The organism is Pseudomonas sp. MOIL14HWK12:I2, from assembly GCF_000510745.1.
GTDB lineage: Bacteria > Pseudomonadota > Gammaproteobacteria > Pseudomonadales > Pseudomonadaceae > Chryseomonas > Chryseomonas oryzihabitans.
Window position 1 is genome coordinate 277,803 of the sequence record NZ_AZOA01000003.1, and the last position, 24,311, is coordinate 302,113.

Consider the following 24,311-nt stretch of genomic DNA (forward strand, 5'->3'; position numbering starts at 1 on the left):
GAGTCAGCGGGACGCGACTCGCGAGCGGGAAGGATAGCTGACGATCAACAGCCCGCTGAGCACCAGGGCCGCGCCGGCGAGAAATCCCGGACCCGGGGTCTCGCCCAGCAGCCAGACGCCCATCAGCACACCGAACAGCGGCGTCAGCAGGGTCAGCACGCCCAGGGGCGCCGCGCGATAGCGACTGAGCAGCACGAACCAGCCCAGCAGACTGATGCCGGCGACGATGAACACCTGGAAGGCCAGACTCGACCAGGCCAGGGAATCCAGCCCGGCCAGATCCAGGCGCTTGCCGAGCGGCAGGGCCAGCGCCAGCAGCACCACGCCGGTCACCCCGAGTTGATAGAACAGGGTGCGCAGCGGCGGCGCCTCGGCCAGGGCACTGCGGCGGATCAGCACCGTGGTGGCGCCCCAGGCGGCGCCGCCAGCCAGACCGATCAGATCGCCCAGCCAGCTGGTGCCGCCGCTCGGCTTGCCGATCAGAAAGGCGCAGACCACCCCAGTGGCCGCCAGCAGCATGCCCAGCCACTGCCGCCCCGACAGCCGCTCCCCGGGCACCAGCCAGTGCAGGCCGCAGGCGGCGAACAGCGGCGCCGTGTAGATGAACACCACCATGTGCGCGGCGCTGGTGTATTTCAGGCCGACCGCCATGCAGAGGAATTCCAGGGCGAACAGCGACCCGGCGAGCAGCCCGGGAAGCAGCGTCTGGTCGCGACCCAGGCAGCGGATGCCGCGCCAGCGCGCCAGGCCATAGAGCAGCCCGGCGGCCAGCAGCGAGCGCCAGCCGATCTGCAGCAGCGGATCCACCTGCTCGGCGATCGCCTTGATCGCCGTCTGCTGCAGACCCCAAACCAGGCAGAGCACCAGCATGACCAGCACGGCCGGGAGATCCAGCTCCTTGCGCATGAGCGTCGCTCCAGGAAAAAGTGAGCCTGCATGGTGAAGGTGGCTGAACAGGTCGGACAAACGATGTTTAATGGGCGTCAGGCTCAGGAAAACTAAGGCTTGTCTGAGAAGTCGCCGAGCGAAGGTCAGGCAAGGCAAAAATCGGTGAGGAAGCGGAGTTTACGAGTGGTAAATGAGCATTCCGAGCCGGTTTTTAACGCAGCATGACCGAGCGCAGGCACTTTTCAGACAAGCCGAGGCTGCCGTGACCACCGCCCTCCCCCTCAACGCCCTGCGCGCCTTTGCCGCCGCCGCGCGACACCAGCACTTCGCCAAGGCCGCGGACGAGCTGCACGTCACCGCCGGTGCCATCAGCCGGCAGATCCGCCTGCTCGAAGAAGAGCTGGGGCAGCCGCTGTTCGAGCGCCTGGCCCAGGGCGTGCGCCTCACCGTCCAGGGGCGCGCCCTGGCGGCGGAGATCGCGCCGCACCTCGACGGCCTGACCCGCGCCGTCGCCCGGGCGCGGGTCAAGAGCAGCGTCCTGACCGTCAGTGCGCCGCCCACCTTTGGCCAGGAATGGCTGCTGCCGCGCCTGGAAGACTTCCAGCGCCAGCATCCGGATATCGAGGTCTTTCTCGATGCCTCCTCCGCCATCGTACCGCTGGGTACCGAGGGCGGTGCCCAGGCGGCGATCCGCTATGGCCGGGGCGACTGGCAGGACGGCGAGACGCGCCTGCTGCTGCGCGAATGGATCTTTCCGGTGTGCAGCCCGACGCTGATCCCGGCGCCACTGGCAGAACCCGCCGCCTTGCTGGCCTATCCGCTGCTGCATGCCGAATGGCCCGGCGGCTGGCGTTCGGGCCGACCCAGCAGCCGTTTCAACGCCTGGCAGGACTGGTTCGCCAGCCAGCAGGTACCCCTGGGCGAGAGTCTGCGCGGTCCGCGCTATTCGCTGAGTGGCATGGCCCTGCAACAGGCCGCGGCCGGCAAGGGCGTAGCCCTCGGCGGCTGCGTGCTGGCCCAGCGCCTGCTGGCCAGCGGCGCCCTGGTCCGCCCGCTGCCGGATCGGTTCAACCAGCTGTCGACCCAGGCCTACTTCCTGGTGTTGCCCAAGGGCCCGGTGGACGCGCCGGTACAGCGCTGGATCGACTGGCTGCTGGTGCAGATCCGCCAATTCCGCGAGACCCAGGGCGAGCCGCAGGAGACCGGCGGCGCCTGGTGAGAGCCGCGCTTTTACGGCAGTCTAGGCGGCCCGCCCCTGCAATAGTCAGCCTGCATGAACACCTGTCGCCTGTCCGCCCTGCTCGCCCTGCTGCTCTCGACCGCCGCCCTGGCCGCCGAGCAGCCCCCGGCCGACTGCGATCGCCAGGGCAGCGAGGCGCAGCTGGCGGCCTGCGCCGCCGGGGATCTGGCCCTGGCCGAAGCCCGGCTGGCCGACGTCTACGGCCGCCGCCTGGCCGCGCTCTCCGCTGCGCAACGACCCGCCTTCGAACGCCTGCAGCAGCTCTGGCAAAGCGACCGCGCCCCCCGCTGCGCTGACGCGACGCGCGGATTCCAGGGCGCCATGCAGCAGCTGCAGTATCTGAGTTGTCTGAAGTCGGTGACCCTGCTGCGGCTGGACGATCTGCAACGGCAACTCCCGCGGCGCGACTGACGCTTCGTCGCCACCGCTGCTGTCCGGCGCCGGAACTCACTATCATGGCGCCCCGCTGTTGGAGTTCGAGATGTACGAGCGTTACCTGCCCCTGCTGGTCCCGGCCGGACTGCTGCTTCTGGGGGCTTTGTGGTGGTGGCAGCGCCGGCGCCAGGCCGCCTTTCCCTATCGCCAGGTCGAAGCCCTCTTCACCCCCGCCGAACAGGCCTTTCTCGCGGTGCTCGACGAAGCCGTGGGCGACGACTACCGGGTGTTCGGCAAGGTGCGCATCGCCGATGTGGTCCAGACCCTGCCGCTGCGCGATCGCCGCCGCTATCTGATCGCGCAGAATCGCATCAACTGCAAGCACTTCGACTTCGCCATCTGCCGCCGCGACGACCTCGCCGTGCACGCCGTGGTCGAACTCAACGACAGGTCGCACCTGCAGCGCCATCGCCAGCAGCGCGACCGCTTCGTCCGCGCAGTGTGCGATGCCGCCCAGTTGCGCCTGGTGGAGATCCCGGCGGCGGCGCGCTATTCCGCCACCGCCGTACGCGACGCCGTGTTTGGCGGGCGCCGTCCGCGCCAGCGAACCGCAGCGCCCAGCCAGCCCCTGGCGCCGGAATGCCCGGAATGCCAGGCGCCCATGGTCCGCCGCCGCGCGCGCAGCGGTCGCCATCAGGGCCGGGAATTCTGGGCCTGCTCGAACTATCCGGATTGTCGCAGTCTGCTCGACATCGACGACTGACCAAGGGGCCCTTGCCATGCGCTATCCCACCACCCCGGACGGACGCTACTTCGTGGTCAGGGGCCGGCTCTGGCGCTGCACCGACCCCAGTCTGCCCGACGACCGCCGCGACCTGCTGACCCATGAACTGATGGATGCCCGCCGTCAGGTGGGCGTGGCCAAGCGTCAGGGTGACGAAGCCGCCCTGCGCAGCGCACGCGCCGCGGTGGACGCCGCCAAGCACGCCCTGGGCGAGCGCGGACCGGTCTGGTGGACCGATGGCGCGCCCGACTACAACCGGCGGATGGCCAGGAACACCCCCTATGCCGACTGGTACCGGCAGCTGGATGCCGAGGCTTCCTGACCCGCTCCGCGCGGCGTAAGGTGAACGGCCGACTCCTCTTGCGAGCACCGCTCTTGCGCATCCGTCCCGCCTTCGTCACCGATCTCGCCGCCGTCTGCCGGCTGGCCGAGCAACTCGCCGAGCAGCATCACCGGCAGGCCCCAGCGACCTTCGCTGAACCCTCCGGCGGCTGGCGCGACCAGGACTACTGGGCCGCCCAGCTGGAGCCGGAAGACGGGGTGCTGTTCGTCGCCGAGGCCGGTGACGAACTGGTCGGCTTCGTTACCGCGCGCCTGTCCGACACCCGCTCGATTTCCTTTCTGCAGCCGCTGATCCTCTGCCGGATCGGCACCCTGGTGGTGTCGGCCTGCCACCGACGGCTGGGCGTGGGTGCCCGGCTGCTGGACGCGGTGGAAGCCTGGGCGCGGGACAACGACGTCGACGAATTGCGCCTTGAGGTCATGGAATTCAACGAGGACGCCCAGGCCTTCTACGCCCGCCAGGATTTCCGGGGGCAGTCGCGGATATTGGCCAAGGCGTTGCGGTAAGGCTGGCTGCGCCGCGATCGCGGTTATGACGGTCCGCGGAGCTTATGGATGCCAGAAGATGGATTATTCGTTGTCGGAGCAAAACCTTATCGCGGCCATGGGCCGCTCCTACAGAAGCGTCAAGCCCAGTAGGAGCGGCCCATGGCCGCGATAAGCAAAGTGATACCGTTCTGGCTGCATCGACGGACCGCCGTGGTCACGATCGACCCAAGCCATAGCCCTACACGCTCTCCCTGCTCACCAACTCGAATCCCAGGTCCACGCAGGTCGGTTGGCGGCGGCCGTCGAGCAGCCCCAGTAGGAGGGTCGCGGCCTGGCGCCCTACCGCGGCGCGGGGGGTCTGGATGGAGGTCAGCCGGGGGACCGTGTGCGCCGAGCCGGGCAGGTCGTTGAAGCCCAGCACCGAGATCCGCTCGGGGATGGCGATGCCCAGCCGCTGCGCCTCGAACAGCGCGCCTTGCGCCAGGTCGTCGTTGCAGAAGAACAAGCCGTCGACATCCGGCCGCCGGGCCAGCAGCTCGCGAAACTGCCGGGCGCCCAGCCCCACGGACGACGGCTGCGGATCCAGCACATCCAGACTCGGGTCATAGCAGCCCGCCTCGCGCAGCACCTCGCGAAAGCCCTCCCCTCGGGCCAGCGCCCGCGGGTCGAGCTGGGCCGCGACGTAGCCCAGGCACTTGCGCCCGGCCGCCAGCAGATGCCGCGCCGCGGCGGCCCCGGCGGCGCGCTGGGAAAAGCCGACGCTGGGCACCGTCCCCGCCGGATCCAGTTCCATCATGTGCACCCGCGGCACCCCGCTGGCCGCCAGCAGCTGGCGCGCGGCGTCGGTGCGGTCGAAGCCGGTCAGCAGCAGTCCCCGGGGCTGATAGGCCAGGTAGTTGCGGATCAGCTTTTCCTCTTCCTCGGGATCGTAGTGGTAGTTGCCGATCAGCACCTCCAGGCCACGGGGACGCAGGACCTCGTGGATGGCCTCGAGGGGCTCGATGAACAGGTGGTTGGACAGCGAGGGCACCAGCACCACCACCGAATGCCCCTGGGCCGAGGCCAGGGCACGAGCGGCCGGATTGGTGACATAGCCAAGGCGCGCGGCGGCCTCCTGCACGCGGGTGACCAGCTCCGGTGCCACGCTGGCGACACCGCGCAGGGCACGGGAGGCCGTGATGGGAGAAACACCGGCCTGCAGCGCCACCTCGGTGAGGGTGGGCCGACCGGAACTACGAGAACCCGTTCGATTCATTGTTATGGTTTCAGGCTTGTCAGAGACGGAGAACGCGCCTAAGGTAGCGCTGTCTCAGCAGACACTACAAGCCTGACGTGGCCTTCCGCACCGCGTCGGCATTCGGCCTAACAAGATCGACAAGAACTGGAAGCCGCTGCCTTTTTCGCTTTTCGGGGTAGCGCTGTCTCCAGACCGGAGGTGACGATGAACACTCCCATTCCCGCGCTGGTGGTCATGGGCGTCGCAGGCTGCGGCAAGAGCAGCGTCGGCGCGGCCATCGCCGAGCAGGACGGTGGCCGCCTGATCGAAGGCGACGCCTTCCACCCCGCCGCCAACATCGCCAAGATGAGCGCCGGTATCCCCCTCGACGACGGGGATCGCGCCGGCTGGCTGACCCGCCTCGGTGAAGAACTGGCCGCTGCCGTGGCCGCGGGCGAACGCCCGGTACTCACCTGTTCCGCACTCAAGCGCCGCTATCGCGATCAGCTGCGCCAGGCCGTGCCCGGTCTCGGCTTCGTCTTTCTCGAACTGACCCGCGAAACCGCCGCCCAGCGCGTGGCCAATCGCCCGGGGCACTTCATGCCCGCCAGCCTGATCGACAGCCAGTTCGCCGCCCTCGAAGCACCCCACGGTGAACCGGCTACGCTGGTAGTGGACGCTCGCGACACCCTGCCCGCCATCGGCACCCAGGTGTCGGCCTGGTGGAACACCTCGGCTCGCCTGGCCCAGCCGGCCTGACGAGACAGCGCTACCCAATCCAATCACCCGCAACGCCCACAACAACAATAGGAGAGGCGCCATGTTCGGCATGGACCACAACAGCTTCCTTCTGCTCGACGCCGCGGTCACCATCGTCGGCCTGGTGCTACTGATCACCAAGTTCAAGGTCCATCCCTTCATCGCCCTGACCATCGCCTCGGGCTTTCTCGGCCTGACCTCCGGCATGCCGGTGGAAAAGGTCATGAAATCCTTCCAGGACGGCTTCGGCGGCGTGCTCGGCTTCGTCGGCATCCTGCTCGGCCTGGGCACCATGCTCGGCAAGCTGATGGCCGATTCCGGCGGCGCCGACCAGATCGCCCAGACGCTGATCCGCGCCTTCGGCATCAAGCGCGTGCACTGGGCAATGATGTTCGCCGCCTTCCTGGTGGGCATCCCGCTGTTCTTCGAGATCGGCTTCGTGCTGCTGGCGCCCCTGGTGTTCATCGTCGCCCGCCGTACCGGCTTGTCGCTGGTCAAGCTGGGCATCCCGCTGCTGGCCGGCCTGTCCGCCGTGCACGGCCTGGTGCCGCCGCACCCGGGTCCGCTGCTGGCGGTCGGGGTGTTCGGTGCCGACATCGGCAAGACCATCTTCTACGGCCTGATTGTCGGCCTGCCCACCGCCATGATCGCCGGTCCCATCTTCGGCGCCTGGATCTCCAAGCGCATCCCCGGCTCGGCCAATCCCGAGCTGGTCGCCCAGATCGCCCAGGAAACCGACAACCGCAACCTGCCGGGCTTCGGCATCACCGTCTTCACCGTGCTGCTGCCGGTGATCCTGATGCTGCTCAAGGCCTTCGCCGACATCTTCTTTGCCGCCGACAACCATTTCCGTATCTGGATGGACTTCATCGGCCACCCCATCACCGCCCTGCTCGCCGCCCTGCTGCTGAGCTTCTACAGCTTCGGCACCGCCTGCGGCTTCTCTCGCGAGAAGATCGTCAAGCTGCTCGACCAGAGCCTGGCGCCGGTGGCGGCCATCGTGCTGATCGTCGGCGCCGGCGGTGGCTTCAAGCAGATGCTGGTGGCCAGCGGCGTGGGTGAGGTGATCGGCAACCTGGCGGTGCAGACGCAGATCTCGCCGATCCTGCTGACCTGGCTGGTGGCGGCGGTGATCCGCGTGGCCACCGGTTCCGCCACCGTGGCGACCATCACCGGCGCCGGCATCGTCGCCCCCGTGGTGGCGCTGATCCCCGGCGTGAACAAGGAGTTGCTGGTGCTGGCCGCCGGCGCCGGTTCGGTGATCCTCTCCCACGTCAACGACGCCGGCTTCTGGCTGGTGAAGCAGTACTTCAACATGACCGTGGCCGAGACGTTCAAGACCTGGTCGATGATGGAAACCATCCTCTCGGTGGTGGCCCTGGCCTTCATCATGCTGCTGTCGCTGTTCGTCTGATCCGCTAGACCGGGACGGCCCCTGGCCGTCCCGCCTCCACCACGAAGCTCGCCCGGGTGCCGCGCCTGGCATCCGGGCGCGTTCGGTCACTGATGGTGCGCAGATCCACCTGCAGCCGCTCCCGCGTCAGCTCCAGGGCCAGATAGCCACGCTCCCGGCTGTCGAAGAAACGCACCTGGGGATTCTCCGGCAACAGCGCCTGGAAGCGTCGGTAATCCGGTCCGTCCGAGGTGATGGAAGTGCCGACGAACTCGCTCGCCACCACCGGGCTCCGCTCGTCCTCCGGATCGCGGTGCAGATCCGTTACCCAGAAGGAATGGATGTCCCCGCCCAGGGTCACCGGATTGGCGAGGCGACTCGCGGCCATGGCCGCCAGCAGGCGCTCGCGGGTGGCCGGATAGCCGTCCCAGCCATCGGTCCAGCGCGCCGGATCGCCATCCGGCAGGCGCTGCCGCAGGGGTGCCAGCAGCAGGTCCTGGGCAATGAGGTTCCACTGCGTACCGTTATGACGAAAGCCGTCCAGCAGCCAATCCTCCTGCGCCCGCCCCAACATGCTGCGCGTGGTATCACGCAGGCCCGGGCAATCCGGATGGACCAACTGGCCACCGCGGGTCCTGGCCGTCGCGCAGGCCGGTTCGCTGCGGTATTGCCGGCCATCGAGCAGGTGGATCTCCGCCAGATCGCCAAAGCGCCACCGGTCATAGAGGCGCAGCGCGCTGCCCTGGGTGCGCCAGGCGCGCAGCGGGGCGTGTTCGCGAAAGGCCTGGTAGGCCGCCCACCGTCGCGCGGCGAAGGCGGCCAGACTGACCTGGGGATCCGCCGACCAGGGACCGGAATAGTCGTTCTGCACCTCGTGGTCGTCCCAGGTCAGCAGGCTGGTGACATTGGCATGCAGGTACTGCAGATCGGGATCGGTGCGGTACAGGGCATGGCGCCGCCGATAGCTGGCCAGGTCGCGGGCTTCCGGCAGGCCGTGGCGGCGGATCGCTGGCAGCAGCAGCGGCACATTGGACTCATAGATGTAGTCGCCGAGGAACAGCGCCAGATCCGGCTGCTCGTCGGCCATGTGCCGATAGGCACTGAAGAAGCCCTTCTCATAGTGGGAGCAGGAGGCGGCCACCAGCTTGAGTCGCTGCGGCGCGCTGGCCGGCGTCGGCAGCGTGAGGCCGCGACCGATGCGACTCTGATGCCCCAGGGCGGTGAAGCGGTACCAGTAGGGTCGCCCCGGTAGCAGACCCACCAGGGTGATGGACACGCTGAAGGCCGCCCGGGGCTGCGCCTGGACCGTACCGCTCTGCACCACCTGGCGCAGCCCCGGATCCGGGGCGACCTCCCACCGCACCTCGACCGGGGTACGCAGACCACCCAGGCCATCCTCGGCCAGGGGATCCGGTGCCAGGCGGGTCCAGATGACGAAGCCATCGGCAGCGGGATCGCCACTGGCGACGCCCAGGGTGAAGGGATCCGGTTGCGGTTCACGCGCGTTGCACCCGGCGAACCAGGGCGCGCTCAGACCCAGACCGAGCAGACCCAGCGCTTGACGTCGAGAGGGGTTCATCCAGGCCTCCACGAAAAGAGGCCAGGGTGACTCAGGCAAATGACAGCGCTATGTCGCCCGGCTCAGGCCAGCGGCAATTCTTCCAGGATCATCACCTGGGGCGCATCGGTGAGCAGGCCGTCGAGATCGCTCAGCAGCTGCTTGAAGTGCGCGGTCTCCTCGTGCTCGGCCAGGGCCTCGCGGCTGGCCCAGCGCTCGATGAAGACATAGCGACCCTCGTGGCTCGGATCGCGGTGCGGAGTGTAGAAATGGCAGGCGGCCTCGGCGCGGGAAGGGGCGACGATGGCGCGTAGGGCGTTCTCGACGGCTGCGGCCTGGCCGGGCTTGGCCTGCAGGATGGCGACGACGCGAATTTCACTGGTCATGCAAAAAACTCCGAAAAGGGTGCCTCAGCATGCCGCCTGGACACCCCGAATACCACCGGGGTCGAGAATCGGCCCCGGCCATGGTGGATCACTGCTTGGCTTTGACGATCTTGTCGATCACCGCATTGCTGCGCTTGATCAGTACATAGTCGGAGCCGATCTTGACCCATTGGCTGTCTTCGCCCGGCTGCTCCAGGCCGTGCTTCTTGAAGTCCTTGATCACGTACTCGTCGCGGATGTACTTGCGCGGCGCCCGGCCACCCTCTTCGAGTTCAAAGGTAGGATGATCAGGGTCATGAGTGACGGCATCATCGCTCTGATTGGCATCCTTCTTGTTGACCTTGTTCTGGTACTGCGAGCTGGTGGGCTCCGAAGCCGCCTTGTCGGCAGCGGGCTTGACCGGGGTCATGGCCTCGGGCGCGGCCTGGGCCTGCAGGGCGCCGGTCAGGACGACGGTACCCAGGGCCAGAGAGAGCAGCGATTGCTTGATCATGGGGGTGTTTCTCCTCTGCATTCGAGGTTTTGACCCCGGGGTCAGCGGAAAAGCTCCACGAATACCTACGGCTACGCCTTTGGCCTTACTGGCATTCGTCCCGGTCTGCCTTTACCAGGGTCAGCACCGGGGGCAACTGGCGTGAGCGCTGGGTGGAAAAGGCGTCCAGCGAGCAGCTCAGACGATAGGACTGCTGGCTGAGGAGTGAGGCCTCCTGACGCAGGGTCAGGAAGTTGAGGAAATAGCGCTGATGCTGGCGCTTGGCCTGGCTACCCCGTTCGAGCAGCCGCCGGGCTTCCGCCATGGCCATGATGTGGCTATCGATCACGTCCTTCATGCAACGGCTTCCTCATGGCGATGACGATTAGCGAACCTGTCTCCTCTGGACTTTAGCAGCCTGTTCGAGAGACGGTGGCAAATCCTTTGACTTTTTATCGGCAAGCCAGGGCTGGCGCGCCTTGCAGCACCTCAGGCAGAGTAGCCCACCCCTTGGCCTGAGGCGCTGCCCCATGGAACGCTGGAAGATTCTCGCCGGCCTGGTGAGCTTTACCTTTTTCATGGAAAACCTCGACGCCACCGTGATCGCCACGGCCCTGCCGCAGATGGCGGCGTCTTTCGGCCGTGATCCGGTGGACCTCAACCTGGGCATCAGCGCCTATCTGCTGGCCATTGCCGTAGGCATCCCGGTCAGCGGCTGGATCGCCGAGCGCTTCGGTCCACGACCGGTCTTTACCCTGGCTATTGGCGTCTTCACCCTGGCCTCGCTGCTGTGCGGGATGGCCCTCTCCCTCGAGCAATTCATCGCCGCGCGCATCCTCCAGGGGCTCGGCGGCGCGCTGATGGTCCCGGTCGGGCGGCTGGTGGTGCTGCAGGTCACCGAAAAGCACGAACTGGTGCGCGCCATCGCCCTCATCACCTGGCCGGGCCTGGTGGCCCCCGTGCTGGGCCCGCCCCTGGGCGGCCTGATCACCACCTATGCCGACTGGCGCTGGATCTTCTATCTCAATCTGCCGCTGGGATCGATCGCCCTGCTGCTGGCCTGGCGCCTGGTGCCCGCCGACCTGCCGACCCAGCGCCATCCGCTGGACTGGCGCGGCTTCCTGTTGCTGGGCGGGGCCTGCGTCGCCTTCATGTGGGGCGTCGAACGGCTCGGCCAGAACCACGGCAGTCTGGGCAGCAACCTGGCCTGGATGGGGATAGGGCTGATCCTCGGCACCAAGGCGGTGCGTCACATGACGAAGATCGAACGTCCGCTGATCGATTTTGGCACACTGCGGATTCCCACCTACCGCGCCGCCATCCTCGGTGGCGGCCTGTTCCGCGTCACCATCGCGACCGCGCCCTTTCTGCTCCCCCTGATGTTCCAGCTGGCCTTTGGCCTGGACGCCTTCCAGGCCGGCCTGCTGCTCCTGGCGCTGTTTGCCGGCAACCTGGCGGCCAAGCCCTTCACCACCGCCGCCATGCGCCGCTTCGGCCTGCGCGCCATCCTGACCATGAACGGCGTGCTCAGCGCGCTCAGCCTGCTGGCATGTGGTCTGCTCACCCCGGACTGGCCGCTGCCGCTGATCGTGCTGCTGCTGTTCGCCAGCGGCGTGTCCCGCTCGCTGCAATTCACCGCCAGCAATGCCCTGGCCTTCGCCGACATCCCGAAACCCCAGCTGAGCCATGCGTCCACCCTGTTCAGCACCAATTTTCAGCTGGCCATGGGCTTGGGCGTGGCCATCGCCGCCCTGCTGCTGCGCGCCTCGATGGAGTGGCACGGCCACCTCGATCCGCAGTTGTCGGACTTCCGGCTAGCCTTTTGCATAGTGGCCGTGCTCGGCATCCTGAGCACCCTGGATGCCTTCCGCCTGGCCCGCAACGCAGGCGATTCGGTCAGCGGCCACACTGCGAAAAGCTGACCGACCGGACAGTGCTCGACCCGATGCCGATTTGGGGGTAAGTCTTAGTGCCTTACCCGTGTTAACCGACCTGTTATGATGCGCGCCGTTTTTTCCGATCAGACCGGCGCGCACGAGGCATCCCATGCTGGAAAGACTCTTCCAACTCAAGGCCCACAACACCTCTGTCCGCACCGAACTGCTGGCCGGGGTGACCACCTTCCTGGCCATGGCCTACATCCTGTTCGTCAACCCGAGCATCCTCGGCGCGACCGGCATGGACAAGGGCGCGATCTTCGTCGCCACCTGCCTGGCCGCCGCCATCGGCTCGGCGCTCATGGGACTCATCGCCAACTACCCCATCGCCCTCGCCCCCGGCATGGGCCTCAACGCCTTCTTCACCTACACCGTGGTCCTGCACCTGGGCCATACCTGGCAGGTGGCCCTGGGCGCGGTGTTCCTCTCGGCGCTGATGTTCTTCCTGCTGTCGATCTTTCGCATCCGCGAATGGATCATCAACAGCATCCCGCTCCCGCTGCGCTCGGGTATCGCCGCCGGCATCGGCCTGTTCCTGGCGCTGATCGCCCTGCAGACCGCCGGCATCGTGGTGGGTAATCCGGCGACCCTGGTGGGCCTGGGCGACCTGTCCAAACCCGGTCCGCTGCTGGCCATCCTCGGCTTCTTCCTGATCGTCGTGCTCGAGGCGCGCAAGGTCACCGGCGCGGTGCTGATCGGCATCCTGGTGGTCACCGTGATCGCCATCGCCCTGGGCGTCAGCGCCTTCGGCGGCCTGGTCTCCATGCCGCCGTCGCTGGCACCGACCTTCCTGCAGCTGGACATCCGGGGGGCCCTGGACGTCGGCCTGATCAGCGTCATCTTCGCCTTCCTGTTCGTCGACCTGTTCGACAACTCCGGCACCCTGATCGGCGTGGCCAAGCGCGCCGGCCTGATGGGCAAGGACGGCCATCTGCCGAAGATGGGCCGCGCCCTGATCGCCGACAGCTCCGCCGCCATGTTCGGCTCGCTGCTGGGCACCTCCACCACCACCAGCTACATCGAATCGGCCGCGGGCGTTTCCGCCGGGGGTCGTACCGGCCTCACCGCCGTGGTGGTCGCGGTGCTGTTCCTGCTGGCGCTGTTCTTCGCTCCCCTGGCCGGTAGCGTGCCGGCCTTCGCCACCGCCCCGGCGCTGTTCTTCATCGCCGTGCTGATGACCTCGGGCCTGGCCGAGATCGAGTGGGACGACCTGACCACCGCCGCCCCGGTGCTGGTCACCGCCCTGGCCATGCCGCTGACCTATTCCATCGCCAACGGCATCGCCTTCGGCTTCATCACCTGGACGTTCATCAAGCTGCTGTCCGGCCGTACCCGCGAGCTGAATTCGGCGCTGATCGTGCTGTCGATCCTGTTCGTCATCAAGCTGGGCTGGTTCAACGCCTGACCCTCCACCCTCGGGGCCCTGGTCCCGAGGGTTTTCCCCGCCTTATCGTCTCTCCGGATCTACCATGTCCCAGCCTTCCTTCGCCCCCGCCGACTACCAGACCCAACTCGATGCCAAGGCCGGTCGCCTGCGCGACCTGCTGGCGCCCTTCCAGGCGCCCGAGCCGGAGGTCTTCGCCTCGCCGCTGCAGCACTACCGGTTGCGCGCCGAATTCCGCCTGTGGCGGGAGAACGAAGAGCGCCACTACGCCATGTTCGCCCCGGGCGACAAGCACACGCCGATCCTCATCGAGGACTTCCCCATCGCCAGCCAGCGCATCAACGACCTGATGCCCCGGCTCAAGGCCGGCTGGCAGGCGGACGTGGCGCTGTCGTTCAAGCTGTTCCAGGTAGAATTCCTCACCACCCTGAGCGGCGATGCGCTGATCACCCTGGCCTACCACCGCCCGCTGGACGCCGCCTGGCAGGGCGCCGCCGAGCGCCTGGCCGCCGACCTCGGTGTCAGTCTGATCGGTCGCTCCCGCGGTCAGCGCCTGGTGATCGGGCGTGACCATGTGCTCGAAGAACTGGAGGTGGCCGGGAAGACCTATAGCTATCTGCAACCCGAGGGCGGCTTCACCCAGCCCAATGGCACCGTCAACCAGAAGATGCTGACCTGGGCCCATACCGCCCTGGGCGAGCGCGAGGACGATCTGCTGGAGCTCTATTGCGGCAACGGCAACTTCACCCTGCCGCTGGCCAGCCGGGTCCGCAAGGTGCTGGCCACCGAGGTGAGCAAGACCTCGGTCAACGCCGCCCTGCACAACCTGGCCAGCAATGGCGTGGACAACGTCAGCCTGGTGCGCCTCTCCGCCGAGGAACTGACCCAGGCGCTCAACGAGGTCCGCCCCTTCCGCCGCCTGGCGGGCGTGGATCTCAAGAGCTACGACTTCGGCACCGTCTTCGTCGATCCGCCGCGCGCCGGCATGGATCCGGAGACCTGCGAACTGACCCGCCGCTTCGAGCGCATCCTCTACATCTCCTGCAACCCGGAGACCCTGGCCGAGAACATCGCCCAGCTGCAGGACACCCACCGCATCACCCGCTGCGCCCTGTTCGACCAGTTCCCCTGGACGCACCACATGGAGAGTGGGGTGTTGCTGGAGCGGCGTTGAGCATCGAGCCAGCCCGCGTGGAAAAGGCTGCGCCGTTTTCCACCCTAGGCCGCAGCTGAGCGCCTTTCTCCCTTGGGAAGAGGGTTGGGGTGAGGGAAGCCAACAAGCCAAGCCACCCTTGTTGGGCTTCGCTGCGCTCAACCCAACCTACACGAGCCCGAGGTGGCGCCCCCTTGCCCTGCGGGAGAGGACTGGGGTGAGGGAAGCCACCGAGCCGTAGATTGGGTTGAGACAGCTCCATCATCGAAACCCAACAAGCCAAGCCACCCTTGTTGGGCTTCGCTGCGCTCAACCCAGCCTACAAGAGCCCGAGGTGGCGCCCCCTCTCCCTCCGGGAGACGGCTGGGGTGAGGGAAGCCGTACCGTAGGTGGGTTGAGACAGCTCCACCGTCGAAGCCCAACAAGCCAAGCCATCCCTGTTGGGCTTCGCTGCGCTCAACCCAACCTACACGAGCCCGAGGTGGCGCCCCCTCTCCCTCCGGGAGAGGGCTGGGGTGAGGGAGGCCCTACTCGTGAAACTCCGCCACCGTCTCGCGTCGGCCATAGAGGAAGGCGTCGGCCACATGCCGTAGCGGCGCCACGTCCACGTCGGAGCGGTTCTGCGCCACCAGCTCGGCGAAGCGCGCATAGAGACCGGCGTATTCCTGGTCCGGGCCCTGGTGGCTCAGTTGGCCGTCCAGGTACAGCTCGCTGCCGCCCTTGCTCAGGGTCAGGCGACCCGCATCGGTGTCGACGTGGATGTCCCAGGTCTGGGGCCCGGTCTGCAGGAAGTCGAAGTCGGCGGCGATGGGCACCCCGGCGCTGTCGACGAAGGCCAGCTGCGCCGCCACCGGGGTCTGGCAGTTGCCGGGCACCTGCAGCGTCGCCTCCTTGAGAAAGAACGGCCGCGGCAGGATGGCGGTGACAATGGACAGGGCATTGATGCCCGGATCGAAGACGCCCATGCCGCCCGGTTCCCAGATCCAGGCCTGACCCGGATGCCAGACGCGCACGTCTTCCTTCCACTCGATCCGCACCGCCTGGATGCGCTTGCCTTCCAGCCACGCGCGCGCCGGCTGCACGCCCTGAGCATGGCGGGAATGCCAGGTGGCGAACAGCGAAAGACCGGCCGCCTCGGCCTGGCGCGCCAGGGCGTCCACCTCGCTCAGGGTCGCCCCCGGCGGTTTCTCCAGCATCACGTGCTTGCCCGCCGCCAGGGCCTCGCGGGCCTGTTCGTAGCGCACCGCCGCGGGCGCGCAAAGCGACACGGCGTCGATCGCCGGACCGTCTTCGAGCAGCGCGCTCAGGCTGGGATAGTGGGCGACGCCGTCGAGCTGGGCATTGCGGCTGGCCACGGCGACCAGCTCGTAGTCGGGATTGGCGGCGAGCGCCGGCAGGTGCTGGTCACGGGCGATCTTGCCCAAACCGACGATGGCTATTCTTATCATGATCGTCCTCGGTAGACGGTAGGAAACCGCCGCCTAGGATCGGGCAATCATCACACCAAAGCAACAGCTTCACGGTCGGTCTGCAGGCTCTCGCGCAACTCCAGCCAGCTGCGCAGATTGGCCCCCTCGCGGCCCTTGCGCCACATCAGCCAGGTGGTGGCCCGGGCGAAGCGCGCCTGGATCGGATGCCGTTGCACCCGCTCGCGACCGGGCAGGCTGTCGAGCATGGATTCCGGCATCAGCGCCACTCCGCCGGTGATCACGCAGGCCAGCATGCTGTGGTAGGACTCGATCTCCATCACCGGTCCGCTGGGCACCCCGGCGGCGGCGTACCAGGTGTCCAGGTAGCGACGATAGGAGCAGCCGGCGCGAAAACCGAACACCGGGCGCCCCGCCACGTCGGCGGGCGAACGCACCGGACCGAGTTCCAGTCCGGTGATCAGCACCAGGCGCTCCTCGAACCAGGGCTGGCCTTCCAGCGCCGCGTCGGGCGCCGGGCCGTCCACCAGGGCGGCGTCCAGGCGACCGGCCAGCAGGCCCTCGACCAGTTCGCCACTGGGGCCGCTGTGCACCTGCAAATTCACATTGGGATAGCGCTGGTGATAGCGCGCCAGCAGCCCCGGCAGGTGGATGGCCGCGGTGCTGAACATGGAGCCCAGCACGAAGGTACCGGCCGGCTCGCCGCCCTGCACCGCGCTGCGCGCCTCGTCGGCCAGGGCGAACAGGCGATGGGCGTAGTCCAGCAGCCGGTGGCCGGCGGCGGTCAGGTGCAGCCGCTGGCGTTCGCGCAGGAACAGCTCCACCCCCAGTTTGTCTTCCAGCTGGCGCAGGCGCGTGGAGAGATTGGACGGCACCCGGTTGAGCCGCTCGGCGGCCTTCACCAGGGATCCCTCCTCGGCCACCGCCTGGAAGATGCGTAGCTCTGCGAATTCCATGGATCACCACCTTTCTCTTTAGCTGAATATCTATTTCTTTATTATTCGTTTTTATTGATTAACTTCAAGGCCTAGGCTGTACCCATCCGCTCGCTACTGGAGTCTTGCGATGACCGCCACCACCCGCCTGCTGGCCTGCCTGCTCGCCCTGGCCACCGCCATGGGCATCGGCCGCTTCGCCCTCACCCCCGCCCTGCCGCACCTGATCGCCGAAGGCCAGATCGACCTCACCGGCGCCAGCCTGCTGGCCGCGGCCAACTACCTGGGCTATCTGCTGGGCGCCCTGGATGCGCTCTTCGCCCGCCGGACCCATGCGCGGCTGGTCGGCGGCCTCTGGCTCTGCGCCGGCCTGACCCTGGCGTCGCTGCTGGCCGATGGCCTGGCCGCCCAGGCGCTGCTGCGCTTCGGCACCGGCCTGGCCAGCGCCTGGGTGCTGGTGATGGTGACCGGTCTCAGCCAGCCCCTGGCCGCCGAAGCCGGCCGGCCGCGCCTGGGCGCCCTGGTCTTTACCGGTCCCGGGGTGGGCATCCTCATCAGCGGGTTGATGGCCCTGGTCAGCAATCGCCTGGGCGGTGACTCCAATCAGCTGTGGCTGAGCTACGGGCTGCTCGCCAGCGTGGCGACCCTGGCACTGCTGCCCCTGCTGCCACGGCGCGGTCCGGCCACCCCGCTAGCCACCGTCACCGCGGCACCGGCCAAGCGTTCCCCGGCCTTCAACCGCCTGATCCTGGCCTATGGCCTGGTGGGCGTCGGCTACATCCTGCCGGCGACCTTTCTTTCGCAGATGGCCGCCAGCCGCTTCCACGGCCAGTGGCAGGCCGACCTCTTCTGGCCCGGCTACGGCCTGGCCGCGGCCCTGGGCGTGGTGCTGGTCAGCCTGAGACGCCCGGGCACCGATACCCGGCGCTGGCTGATCGCGACCCTTTGGCTGCAGGCCGCGGGCGTACTGCTCTGCCTCCTGCCGGGCAGCCTGGCGCTGTTCCTCGGCGTGCTGCTCTGTGGCGGTCCCTTCCTCGCCTGCATGCAGCTGGTGATGCAATACGGCCGCGAGCTGGCGCCGGCCACGCCGCAACGCAACGCCGGGGTGCTCACCGCCAGCTTCGCCAGCGGCCAGTTGCTCGGTCCGCTGCTCGGCGCGGCCAGCAGCCATTTCGCCGGCGACCTGCAACCGGCCCTGGTGATCGCCGCGCTGGGCCTGCTGTTCGCCGGTCTGCAACTGCGCCGCGCCCGGGCGTCGCTACAGCGCTGCATCGCCTGAATCGTTTCCGCTGCGGCCATTCGTCACAGAAGTAAAACTGGGTGGTTCCTTGTTTTGAAATGTTTCGTCGTTCCTGAGTACAGTGATCGCCGCGCCTCATAGAGGAGGCGCCTCAGGCGCTCGCCATCCACCCTACAAGGAATACAACACTCATGATGAAGGCCTCCGATCTGGTCGTTCGCTGCTTGGAGAACGAGGGTGTGGAATACATCTTCGGCATTCCCGGCGAAGAGAACCTGGACCTGCTGGAATCCCTGCGTCGCTCCTCGCAGATCAAGCTGATCCTGACTCGCCACGAGCAGTCCGCCGGCTTCATGGCCGCCACCTATGGCCGCTTCACCGGCAAGACCGGTGTCTGCCTTTCCACCCTCGGTCCAGGTGCCACCAACCTGGTCACCGCCGGCGCCTACGCCTACCTGGGCGGCATGCCGATGCTGATGCTGACCGGCCAGAAGCCGATCAAGAAATCCAAGCAGGGGCGTTTCCAGATTCTCGACGTGTGCCGCATGATGGCGCCGCTCACCAAGTACACCCACCAGTTCGCCTCCGCCGACAACATCCCGTCGCGCATCCGCGAGGCCTTCCGCCTCGCCGAGGAAGAAAAGCCCGGCTCCGTGCACCTGGAACTGCCGGAAGACATCGCCGACGAGCACACCGAGAGTCTGCCGGTCCCGCCGAGCCTGAGCCGTCGTCCGGTCGCCGAAGCCAAGGCCATCGCCGCTGCCGTCTCCAAGCTGGAAAACGCCCGCAGCCCGGTGCTGGTGCTGGGCGCCGGCACCAACCGCAAGATGACCGCGCGCGTCCTGCGCCAGCTGATCGAGAAGACCGGCATCCCCTTCGTCACCACCCAGCTCGGCAAGGGCGTGGTCGACGAGCGCCATCCGCGCTTCCTGGGCAACGCCGCTCTCTCCGCCGGTGACTTCGTGCACCGTGCCCTGGAGTCCGCCGACCTCATCGTCAACATCGGCCACGATGTGATCGAGAAGCCGCCGTTCTTCATGACCCGTGGCGGCACCGAGGTCATCCACATCAACTTCCGCTCCGCCGAAGTCGATCCGGTGTACTTCCCGCAGGTCGAGGTGGTCGGCGACATCGCCAACGCCATCTGGGAGATCAAGGAGCGCATTGAGGTGCAGCCCACCTGGGACTTCGACCGCCTCCTGACCATCCGCGAAGCCAACGAGGCCCATGTCGCCGAAGGCGCCACCGACGACCGCTTCCCGGTCTATCCCCAGCGCCTGGTGGCCGATCTGCGCCACGTGCTGCCGTCCGACGGCATCGTCGCCCTGGACAACGGCATCTACAAGATCTGGTTCGCCCGCAACTACAAGGCCTACATGCCCAACACGGTGCTGCTGGACAACGCCCTGGCCACCATGGGCGCCGGTCTGCCGTCGGCCATGGCCGCGCGCCTGGTACACCCCAACACCCCCATCGTGGCGGTGTGCGGTGACGGCGGCTTCATGATGAACAGCCAGGAGCTGGAAACCGCGGTGCGTCTGAAGATGAACCTGGTGGTCATCATCCTGCGCGACGACGGCTACGGCATGATCCGCTGGAAGCAGGCGCAGATGGGCTTCGAGGACTTCGGCCTGGACTACGGCAACCCGGACTTCGTCCGCTACGCCGAAAGCTACGGCGCCCACGGCCATCGCGTGGAAAGCGCGGCGGCCTTCGCGCCACTGGTGCAGCACTGCCTGGACACCCCCGGCGTCCACGTCATCGACTGCCCGGTGGACTACTCCGAGAACGACCGCATCCTGCATCAGGACATCAAGGAGCGCAGCGCGGCGGTCTAATCGCTTAGCCCCGGCGATCCCTACGACGCCCCGGCCTCCAGGTCGGGGCGTTTTTCATGGCGCCCGAAGCAGCCAGTTAGTCCTCTCCGCCATCCAAGCTGGCGCCATATCGTCAAACTAATAGGCAGAAAAAGCCTGAAAAAACAAACAGATACGATGTGGGACCACACAAGACCCTGCCGGCTATCCGGGTAATCACACAGCCTATCGTCCGGACTCGAATATCGCGGCGATTCGCGTTCTATTAAGCAACCCTTAAGCACCGCGGTGGATGAGTTCTTGCCGTCCTTGAGCCGTCCTGACGAGCGCCCTGCCTTCGCCGAGGTCGCGGATCGGGACCCGACGGCAGATGACTCGGTACCCGCAAAGAGTCCTTGGGGTCAATCCGTGGTTACCCGCACAAGCTGCCAAGCGCCCCCTTCGCGCCGTCCGGTCCTGCCGGCTGGCTGACGAATCGACAGAGGCCGCCGTAACCGCGAAGCACGAGGCGTGAGGCCCCCAGGCCCGCATCATCCAACGCTCCGCTATCCAGGTAGTCCACATGCAGCAAGTTGGCTGGAATCCATTAAGCAATATAAGCGTCAGGGCCAAGCTGGGCCTTGGCTTCGCCCTGCTCATCGGCATGATCCTGCTGGTGGCCTACACCGGCTGGTCGGCCACCGATACCCTGCGCGATCGCAGCGAGCGCATGAACGATATCGCCGGCTACAGCACCCTGGCCCGCGACATGCGCATCGAGCGACTGGTGTATTTCACCAAGGCCGATGACGCCCAGGCGGCCAAGTGGCTCGCCGCCCTGGACAAGACAGAAGGCCAGTTGCAGGCCATCGTCCCGCACTTCAACTCCCCGGCGAACAAGGCCCTGCTCGACGAGGCCGGGGCCGCGCTCAAACGCTATCGCGACTTCTACAACCAGACGATCACCGCCACCCGCGAGCGGGAATCCATCCGCAAGATCGCCAGCAATGCGGCAGAGGCGGCCAATGCCCAGCTGCTGGCACTGGCCGAAGAGGCGAATGGCGAGACCGGCCGCCAGGCCGATCGCCAGCAGCTGGCGGCGCTGTTCATCGGTGTACAGCGGATGAGGGTCGATTTCCGCGGCTACGCCAGCTTACCCGGGAAGGACACTGAGCAGACGGCACGCACCTCCGTCAATGCCACCCTCACCCAGGCCAAGGCGCTCGGCACCACGGCGTTGCCGACCGAGACCGTGCAAAAGCTGGTCGGTGAAATCACCGCCTACGGGCAGCGTCTCGACCAGCTGGTGGCCGCGCAGGCGCAGGTGGATCAGGCGCAGGGCGGTATCACCACCACCATCACCACCCTGCTCGGCATCGCCGACAAGCTCACCGCCATCCAGCAGGAATTCCGCGCGGCCGACGTGGCCGGTGCCCGTCAGCTGCTGTTGATCTGGCTGGCCGTCGCCATCGCCCTGGGCCTGACCTGTGCCTGGCTGATCACCCGCTCTATCGTCAAGCCCTTGCAGGACACCGTGACCCTGGCCAAGCAGGTTGCCAACGGTGACTTCACCCATCAGCAGCAGGTCATGCGCAAGGATGAACTGGGCGCCCTGCAGACCAGCATGCAAGGCATGACCGGCAACCTGCGGCGCCTGATCGGCGAGGTGCGCGACGGGGTGGTTCAGGTGGCCAGTGCTGCCGAGCAGCTGTCGGCGGTCACCGAGCAGACCAGTGCTGGCGTGCAATCGCAAAAGGTCGAGACCGACCAGATCGCCACCGCCATGCAGGAAATGACCGCCACCACCCACGAGGTGGCGCGCAACGCCGGGAATGCCGCCAAGTCCGCACTGGAAGCGAGTCGGCAGGCCCAGCAAGGGGAGCAGTCGGTGAGCAAGGCGGTCGACCAGATCGAGGTGCTGGCCCGGGAAATGGAATCGACCAAGGCCGCCATGGCCACCCTGCGCGGCCATGCCGATAGCATCGGCGGCGTGCTCGACGTGATCAAGGCCGTCTCCGAGCAGACCAATCTGCTGGCGCTCAATGCCGCCATCGAAGCCGCTCGGGCCGGCGAGGCGGGCCGCGGCTTCGCCGTGGTCGCCGACGAGGTCCGCGGCCTGGCCCAGCGCACCCGCTCCTCGACGGACGAGATCGCCCAGCTCATCACCGGCCTGCACCAGAGCACCGACCGCATGGCGACGGTGCTCGACCACAACGTGCAGCTGACCGACAGCAGCGTCGGCCTGTCGCGCGAGGCGGGCGAGATGCTCAAGCGCATCACCCAGTCGGTCAAGGACATCGAATCGATGAACGAACAGATCGCCTGCGCCGCCGAGCAGCAGAGTTCGGCCGGCGAGGAGATCAGCCGCAATGTCACCAACGTCCGCGACATCTCCGACCAGACCGCGGCCGCCAGCGAAGAGACGGCCTCCTCGAGCATGGAGTTGGCCCGCATCGGCGTGCGCCTGCAGGAGATGACGGCGCGCTTCAAGGTGTAGGTCTGGCGCCGGGGGCTTCCCTCACCCCGACCCTCTCCCCCAGGGAGAGGGGGCGCACCCGGTGTGGCCCGCGCAGGGTGGAAAACGGCGCAGCCTTTTCCACGCGGACGAACCCGCTGCGATAGCGGCTTCGCTGCAAACCACCCTGCAGATCCCTCACCTCAAACCCTATCCCCAGAGAGAGGGGCGTACCCGCTATACCCCAGCGCAGGGTGGAAAACGGCACAGCCTTATCCACCCTCGGGTAGCGACTCCCCTACTCCAGGCTGGCCTCTTCCAGCAACCACCGCTCGAAAAGCGCCAGCGTCGGATCGACGGCCTCCGCGGGACGGGTCACCAGCACATAGCGCTCGCGCAGTTCGGGCATGACCGGCCAGGGCGCCTGGAGGCGGCCGGTGGCCAGGTCTTCCTCGATGTAGCGCTGGGGCACCAGAGCCATGCCGAAACCGGCCTTGGCGGCCTCGATCAGCAGCGAATAGCGATCATAGGTAGGGCCGGTCGCCTGGGCACCCAAGGGCAGTCCGGTGAGCGCGGCATAACGACGCCAGCTGTGCGGACTCTCCCGCTTGTGCAACAACGGCAGACTGGCTGGCGGCTGCTCGGCCAGCCGCGGATGACAGACCGCGACCAGTTGCGCCTCGAACAGCCGTTGCACCCTCAGGCTCTGCCAGGCCGGATGCTCGTAGTTAATCGCGGCATGCAGGCCGCTGTCCTCCAGGGCGAAGGGCTGCGTCCGCTCGCGCAGGTTGACCTGGATCTCCGGATGGCGCTCGTGGAAACGCGCCAGGAGGGGGATCAGCCAGCGACCGGCCAGAGTCGGGATGACACCGATCTCCAGCGTCGTGGCGCCGCGGGCTTGGGCGATCAGTTGCTGGGTATGGCGCTCGATGTCTGCGAGCGCCGTGCGCATCTGCGCGGCATAACCAGCACCGGCGGCGGAGAGCTCGACGCGATTGCCGATCCGATTGAACAGCCGGACACCCACCGCAGCCTCCAGCTTGGCGATCTGCCGGCTGATGGCGCCCTCACTCAGCGCCAGCTCCTGCGCGGCCCTGGCGAAGCTGAGATGGCGGGCAGCCGCTTCCAGAGCCACCAGCGCCGTGGTGCTGGGCAGGCGTCTAGTCATCGGCGGTCATCCTTGGCGGCGGGGCGGCACAGGATGACGCCTGGGCAAGCTGCCTTGCAAAAAAATCCGTAACGCTCGCCGGCCCGCGCCTCCTAGCATGAGCGGACCGCAAGACCAAGGAAGCGCGAGCCATGATGACGAGGACGTCCACCTTGAACAGGGTCGACCGGGTTCTGCTGGGCATGGGTCTGGTGATTCCTGTCTGGCTGACGATCGGTGTAGGACTGACCGCCCTGGCCTATCCCGGCTATAGCCATGTCGACCACGCCCTGAGTCGGTTGGGCGCCATCGATGCGCCTACCCAGGGCTTTTCCGCCTGGATCAATAACCTGCCGCTCGGCGTGCTCTTCGTGCTGGTGGCCCTGGGCCTGGCCCGGCGCTTTCGCGGTTCGCGCCTGGCCCGCCTGAGTGCGGCCCTGATCCTGCTGCATGGCCTGGCGAGCTTCGCCACCGGCGTCTTTCCCTGCGATCAGGGCTGCGCCCCGGTGCAGCCCTCGCGCTCGCAAACGCTGCACAACCTGGCAGGCCTGGTGATGTTCCTGTCGCTGACCCTGGCCAGTGCACTCTGGGGCTGGCTTGGCAGGCGCCTGCTGGCCTCGCCGGGCTTTGCCTGCTTCTCGATCCTCTGCACCGCGCTAGCGCTGGTCACCGCGGCCCTGATGGCGGGAGCGGTCACCGACGGCCAGGGCTTCGGCCTCTACCAGCGCCTCAACTACGCCACGGGCGTCTGCTGGCTCGCGGTCCTGGCCTGGCTGGCCCGGCACGAACGCGGGTAACCGGCGGCCAGCAGCACGCAGACGAACGCCGCAGGCATCGCCACCTGATATCGCCGAACGTTCGGCGCTGACCGGCAAGGTGCGCGCCTTCATCGACTTTCTCGAAGAGGCGTTGCAGACCCGCGACGGGACGGTGCC

General features: G+C 67.3%; 23 protein-coding genes. 14 read left to right on the forward strand and 9 right to left on the reverse strand.

Annotated elements, in window-relative coordinates:
* Positions 1–3: 3 nt before the first annotated feature.
* Complete coding sequence (locus tag PSK12I2_RS0101340) at positions 4–906, reverse strand: DMT family transporter (protein WP_027597001.1); 903 nt, start codon at positions 904–906, stop codon at positions 4–6.
* 244 nt (positions 907–1,150) lie between these two features.
* Between PSK12I2_RS0101340 and PSK12I2_RS0101345 the strand changes: the two genes are divergently transcribed.
* From PSK12I2_RS0101345 to PSK12I2_RS0101365, 5 genes are all read left to right on the forward strand, one after another.
* Positions 1,151–2,107 carry a LysR substrate-binding domain-containing protein gene (locus tag PSK12I2_RS0101345; protein WP_027597002.1) on the forward strand — a complete coding sequence of 319 codons (957 nt, stop codon included), beginning with the start codon at positions 1,151–1,153 and terminating at the stop codon, positions 2,105–2,107.
* 54 nt (positions 2,108–2,161) lie between these two features.
* A complete protein-coding gene (locus PSK12I2_RS0101350; protein WP_027597003.1) occupies positions 2,162–2,539 on the forward strand; it encodes a lysozyme inhibitor LprI family protein in 378 nt (125 codons plus the stop codon).
* Between the two features lie 70 nt (positions 2,540–2,609).
* Entirely contained in the window at positions 2,610–3,266 is a 657-nt protein-coding gene (locus tag PSK12I2_RS0101355; protein WP_027597004.1) for a DUF2726 domain-containing protein, read from the forward strand.
* A 16-nt stretch (positions 3,267–3,282) separates the two neighbouring features.
* The gene (locus PSK12I2_RS0101360; protein WP_027597005.1) at positions 3,283–3,609 is read left to right on the forward strand and encodes a hypothetical protein; all 327 of its coding nucleotides are present in this window, start codon (positions 3,283–3,285) and stop codon (positions 3,607–3,609) included.
* A 20-nt stretch (positions 3,610–3,629) separates the two neighbouring features.
* Positions 3,630–4,136 (forward strand): GNAT family N-acetyltransferase, encoded by a 507-nt coding sequence (locus tag PSK12I2_RS0101365; protein ID WP_256203931.1) that lies wholly within the window; start codon positions 3,630–3,632, stop codon positions 4,134–4,136.
* 220 nt (positions 4,137–4,356) lie between these two features.
* On the opposite strand, the gene PSK12I2_RS0101370 is transcribed toward PSK12I2_RS0101365, so the two are convergent.
* The gene (locus PSK12I2_RS0101370) at positions 4,357–5,373 is read right to left on the reverse strand and encodes a LacI family DNA-binding transcriptional regulator (protein ID WP_027597007.1); all 1,017 of its coding nucleotides are present in this window, start codon (positions 5,371–5,373) and stop codon (positions 4,357–4,359) included.
* A gap of 186 nt (positions 5,374–5,559) precedes the next feature.
* Here PSK12I2_RS0101370 and PSK12I2_RS0101375 point away from each other — a divergent pair, with 186 nt between their 5' ends.
* Positions 5,560–6,093, forward strand: a complete 534-nt coding sequence (locus PSK12I2_RS0101375; protein WP_027597008.1) for a gluconokinase — start codon at positions 5,560–5,562, stop codon at positions 6,091–6,093.
* Positions 6,094–6,154: 61 nt separating this feature from the next.
* Positions 6,155–7,507, forward strand: coding sequence for a GntP family permease (locus PSK12I2_RS0101380; protein ID WP_007159329.1), 1,353 nt, complete (start codon positions 6,155–6,157; stop codon positions 7,505–7,507).
* Between the two features lie 4 nt (positions 7,508–7,511).
* Here the strand turns inward: PSK12I2_RS0101380 and PSK12I2_RS0101385 are convergent, their stop codons facing one another.
* The 4 genes from PSK12I2_RS0101385 to PSK12I2_RS0101400 form a co-directional block, all read right to left on the reverse strand.
* Entirely contained in the window at positions 7,512–9,065 is a 1,554-nt protein-coding gene (locus PSK12I2_RS0101385) for an alkaline phosphatase (RefSeq protein ID WP_084222048.1), read from the reverse strand.
* 62 nt (positions 9,066–9,127) lie between these two features.
* Entirely contained in the window at positions 9,128–9,430 is a 303-nt protein-coding gene (locus PSK12I2_RS0101390) for a putative quinol monooxygenase (protein WP_027597010.1), read from the reverse strand.
* 88 nt (positions 9,431–9,518) lie between these two features.
* A complete protein-coding gene (locus PSK12I2_RS0101395) occupies positions 9,519–9,923 on the reverse strand; it encodes an RcnB family protein (RefSeq protein ID WP_027597011.1) in 405 nt (134 codons plus the stop codon).
* An 85-nt stretch (positions 9,924–10,008) separates the two neighbouring features.
* The gene (locus tag PSK12I2_RS0101400) at positions 10,009–10,260 is read right to left on the reverse strand and encodes a hypothetical protein (RefSeq protein WP_027597012.1); all 252 of its coding nucleotides are present in this window, start codon (positions 10,258–10,260) and stop codon (positions 10,009–10,011) included.
* A gap of 172 nt (positions 10,261–10,432) precedes the next feature.
* On the opposite strand from PSK12I2_RS0101400, the gene PSK12I2_RS0101405 reads away from it, so the two are divergent.
* From PSK12I2_RS0101405 to trmA, 3 genes are all read left to right on the forward strand, one after another.
* Entirely contained in the window at positions 10,433–11,824 is a 1,392-nt protein-coding gene (locus PSK12I2_RS0101405; RefSeq protein ID WP_027597013.1) for an MFS transporter, read from the forward strand.
* 124 nt (positions 11,825–11,948) lie between these two features.
* A complete protein-coding gene (locus tag PSK12I2_RS0101410) occupies positions 11,949–13,244 on the forward strand; it encodes an NCS2 family permease (protein WP_027597014.1) in 1,296 nt (431 codons plus the stop codon).
* A 64-nt stretch (positions 13,245–13,308) separates the two neighbouring features.
* Positions 13,309–14,397 (forward strand): tRNA (uridine(54)-C5)-methyltransferase TrmA, encoded by a 1,089-nt coding sequence (gene trmA, locus PSK12I2_RS0101415; RefSeq protein ID WP_027597015.1) that lies wholly within the window; start codon positions 13,309–13,311, stop codon positions 14,395–14,397.
* 506 nt (positions 14,398–14,903) lie between these two features.
* Here the strand turns inward: trmA and PSK12I2_RS0101420 are convergent.
* The gene (locus PSK12I2_RS0101420) at positions 14,904–15,824 is read right to left on the reverse strand and encodes a Gfo/Idh/MocA family protein (RefSeq protein ID WP_027597016.1); all 921 of its coding nucleotides are present in this window, start codon (positions 15,822–15,824) and stop codon (positions 14,904–14,906) included.
* A 50-nt stretch (positions 15,825–15,874) separates the two neighbouring features.
* The gene (locus PSK12I2_RS0101425; protein ID WP_027597017.1) at positions 15,875–16,759 is read right to left on the reverse strand and encodes a LysR family transcriptional regulator; all 885 of its coding nucleotides are present in this window, start codon (positions 16,757–16,759) and stop codon (positions 15,875–15,877) included.
* Positions 16,760–16,868: 109 nt separating this feature from the next.
* On the opposite strand from PSK12I2_RS0101425, the gene PSK12I2_RS0101430 reads away from it, so the two are divergent.
* The 3 genes from PSK12I2_RS0101430 (at position 16,869) to PSK12I2_RS0101440 (ending at position 22,271) form a co-directional block, all read left to right on the forward strand.
* Complete coding sequence (locus PSK12I2_RS0101430) at positions 16,869–18,017, forward strand: YbfB/YjiJ family MFS transporter (RefSeq protein WP_027597018.1); 1,149 nt, start codon at positions 16,869–16,871, stop codon at positions 18,015–18,017.
* A gap of 152 nt (positions 18,018–18,169) precedes the next feature.
* Positions 18,170–19,816, forward strand: a complete 1,647-nt coding sequence (locus tag PSK12I2_RS0101435) for an acetolactate synthase large subunit (protein ID WP_027597019.1) — start codon at positions 18,170–18,172, stop codon at positions 19,814–19,816.
* Between the two features lie 541 nt (positions 19,817–20,357).
* Positions 20,358–22,271 (forward strand): methyl-accepting chemotaxis protein, encoded by a 1,914-nt coding sequence (locus PSK12I2_RS0101440; protein ID WP_027597020.1) that lies wholly within the window; start codon positions 20,358–20,360, stop codon positions 22,269–22,271.
* A 256-nt stretch (positions 22,272–22,527) separates the two neighbouring features.
* Here the strand turns inward: PSK12I2_RS0101440 and PSK12I2_RS0101445 are convergent, their stop codons facing one another.
* Complete coding sequence (locus PSK12I2_RS0101445; protein ID WP_027597021.1) at positions 22,528–23,397, reverse strand: LysR substrate-binding domain-containing protein; 870 nt, start codon at positions 23,395–23,397, stop codon at positions 22,528–22,530.
* A 134-nt stretch (positions 23,398–23,531) separates the two neighbouring features.
* Here PSK12I2_RS0101445 and PSK12I2_RS0101450 point away from each other — a divergent pair, with 134 nt between their 5' ends.
* A complete protein-coding gene (locus PSK12I2_RS0101450) occupies positions 23,532–24,173 on the forward strand; it encodes a DUF998 domain-containing protein (RefSeq protein WP_037007480.1) in 642 nt (213 codons plus the stop codon).
* Positions 24,174–24,311 lie beyond the last annotated feature (138 nt).

Excerpts from the sequence above, each read along its gene's own strand:
- PSK12I2_RS0101340 (WP_027597001.1), bottom strand. The coding sequence starts at position 906 with ATGCGCAAGGAGCTGGATCTCCCGGCCGTGCTGGTCATGCTGGTGCTC.
- PSK12I2_RS0101350 (WP_027597003.1), top strand. The coding sequence starts at position 2,162 with ATGAACACCTGTCGCCTGTCCGCCCTGCTCGCCCTGCTGCTCTCGACC.
- PSK12I2_RS0101355 (WP_027597004.1), top strand. The coding sequence starts at position 2,610 with ATGTACGAGCGTTACCTGCCCCTGCTGGTCCCGGCCGGACTGCTGCTT.
- PSK12I2_RS0101360 (WP_027597005.1), top strand. The coding sequence starts at position 3,283 with ATGCGCTATCCCACCACCCCGGACGGACGCTACTTCGTGGTCAGGGGC.
- PSK12I2_RS0101370 (WP_027597007.1), bottom strand. The coding sequence starts at position 5,373 with ATGAATCGAACGGGTTCTCGTAGTTCCGGTCGGCCCACCCTCACCGAG.
- PSK12I2_RS0101375 (WP_027597008.1), top strand. The coding sequence starts at position 5,560 with ATGAACACTCCCATTCCCGCGCTGGTGGTCATGGGCGTCGCAGGCTGC.
- PSK12I2_RS0101380 (WP_007159329.1), top strand. The coding sequence starts at position 6,155 with ATGTTCGGCATGGACCACAACAGCTTCCTTCTGCTCGACGCCGCGGTC.
- PSK12I2_RS0101385 (WP_084222048.1), bottom strand. The coding sequence starts at position 9,065 with ATGAACCCCTCTCGACGTCAAGCGCTGGGTCTGCTCGGTCTGGGTCTG.
- PSK12I2_RS0101390 (WP_027597010.1), bottom strand. The coding sequence starts at position 9,430 with ATGACCAGTGAAATTCGCGTCGTCGCCATCCTGCAGGCCAAGCCCGGC.
- PSK12I2_RS0101395 (WP_027597011.1), bottom strand. The coding sequence starts at position 9,923 with ATGATCAAGCAATCGCTGCTCTCTCTGGCCCTGGGTACCGTCGTCCTG.
- PSK12I2_RS0101400 (WP_027597012.1), bottom strand. The coding sequence starts at position 10,260 with ATGAAGGACGTGATCGATAGCCACATCATGGCCATGGCGGAAGCCCGG.
- PSK12I2_RS0101405 (WP_027597013.1), top strand. The coding sequence starts at position 10,433 with ATGGAACGCTGGAAGATTCTCGCCGGCCTGGTGAGCTTTACCTTTTTC.
- PSK12I2_RS0101410 (WP_027597014.1), top strand. The coding sequence starts at position 11,949 with ATGCTGGAAAGACTCTTCCAACTCAAGGCCCACAACACCTCTGTCCGC.
- trmA (WP_027597015.1), top strand. The coding sequence starts at position 13,309 with ATGTCCCAGCCTTCCTTCGCCCCCGCCGACTACCAGACCCAACTCGAT.
- PSK12I2_RS0101420 (WP_027597016.1), bottom strand. The coding sequence starts at position 15,824 with ATGATAAGAATAGCCATCGTCGGTTTGGGCAAGATCGCCCGTGACCAG.
- PSK12I2_RS0101425 (WP_027597017.1), bottom strand. The coding sequence starts at position 16,759 with ATGGAATTCGCAGAGCTACGCATCTTCCAGGCGGTGGCCGAGGAGGGA.
- PSK12I2_RS0101430 (WP_027597018.1), top strand. The coding sequence starts at position 16,869 with ATGACCGCCACCACCCGCCTGCTGGCCTGCCTGCTCGCCCTGGCCACC.
- PSK12I2_RS0101435 (WP_027597019.1), top strand. The coding sequence starts at position 18,170 with ATGATGAAGGCCTCCGATCTGGTCGTTCGCTGCTTGGAGAACGAGGGT.
- PSK12I2_RS0101440 (WP_027597020.1), top strand. The coding sequence starts at position 20,358 with ATGCAGCAAGTTGGCTGGAATCCATTAAGCAATATAAGCGTCAGGGCC.
- PSK12I2_RS0101445 (WP_027597021.1), bottom strand. The coding sequence starts at position 23,397 with ATGACTAGACGCCTGCCCAGCACCACGGCGCTGGTGGCTCTGGAAGCG.
- PSK12I2_RS0101450 (WP_037007480.1), top strand. The coding sequence starts at position 23,532 with ATGACGAGGACGTCCACCTTGAACAGGGTCGACCGGGTTCTGCTGGGC.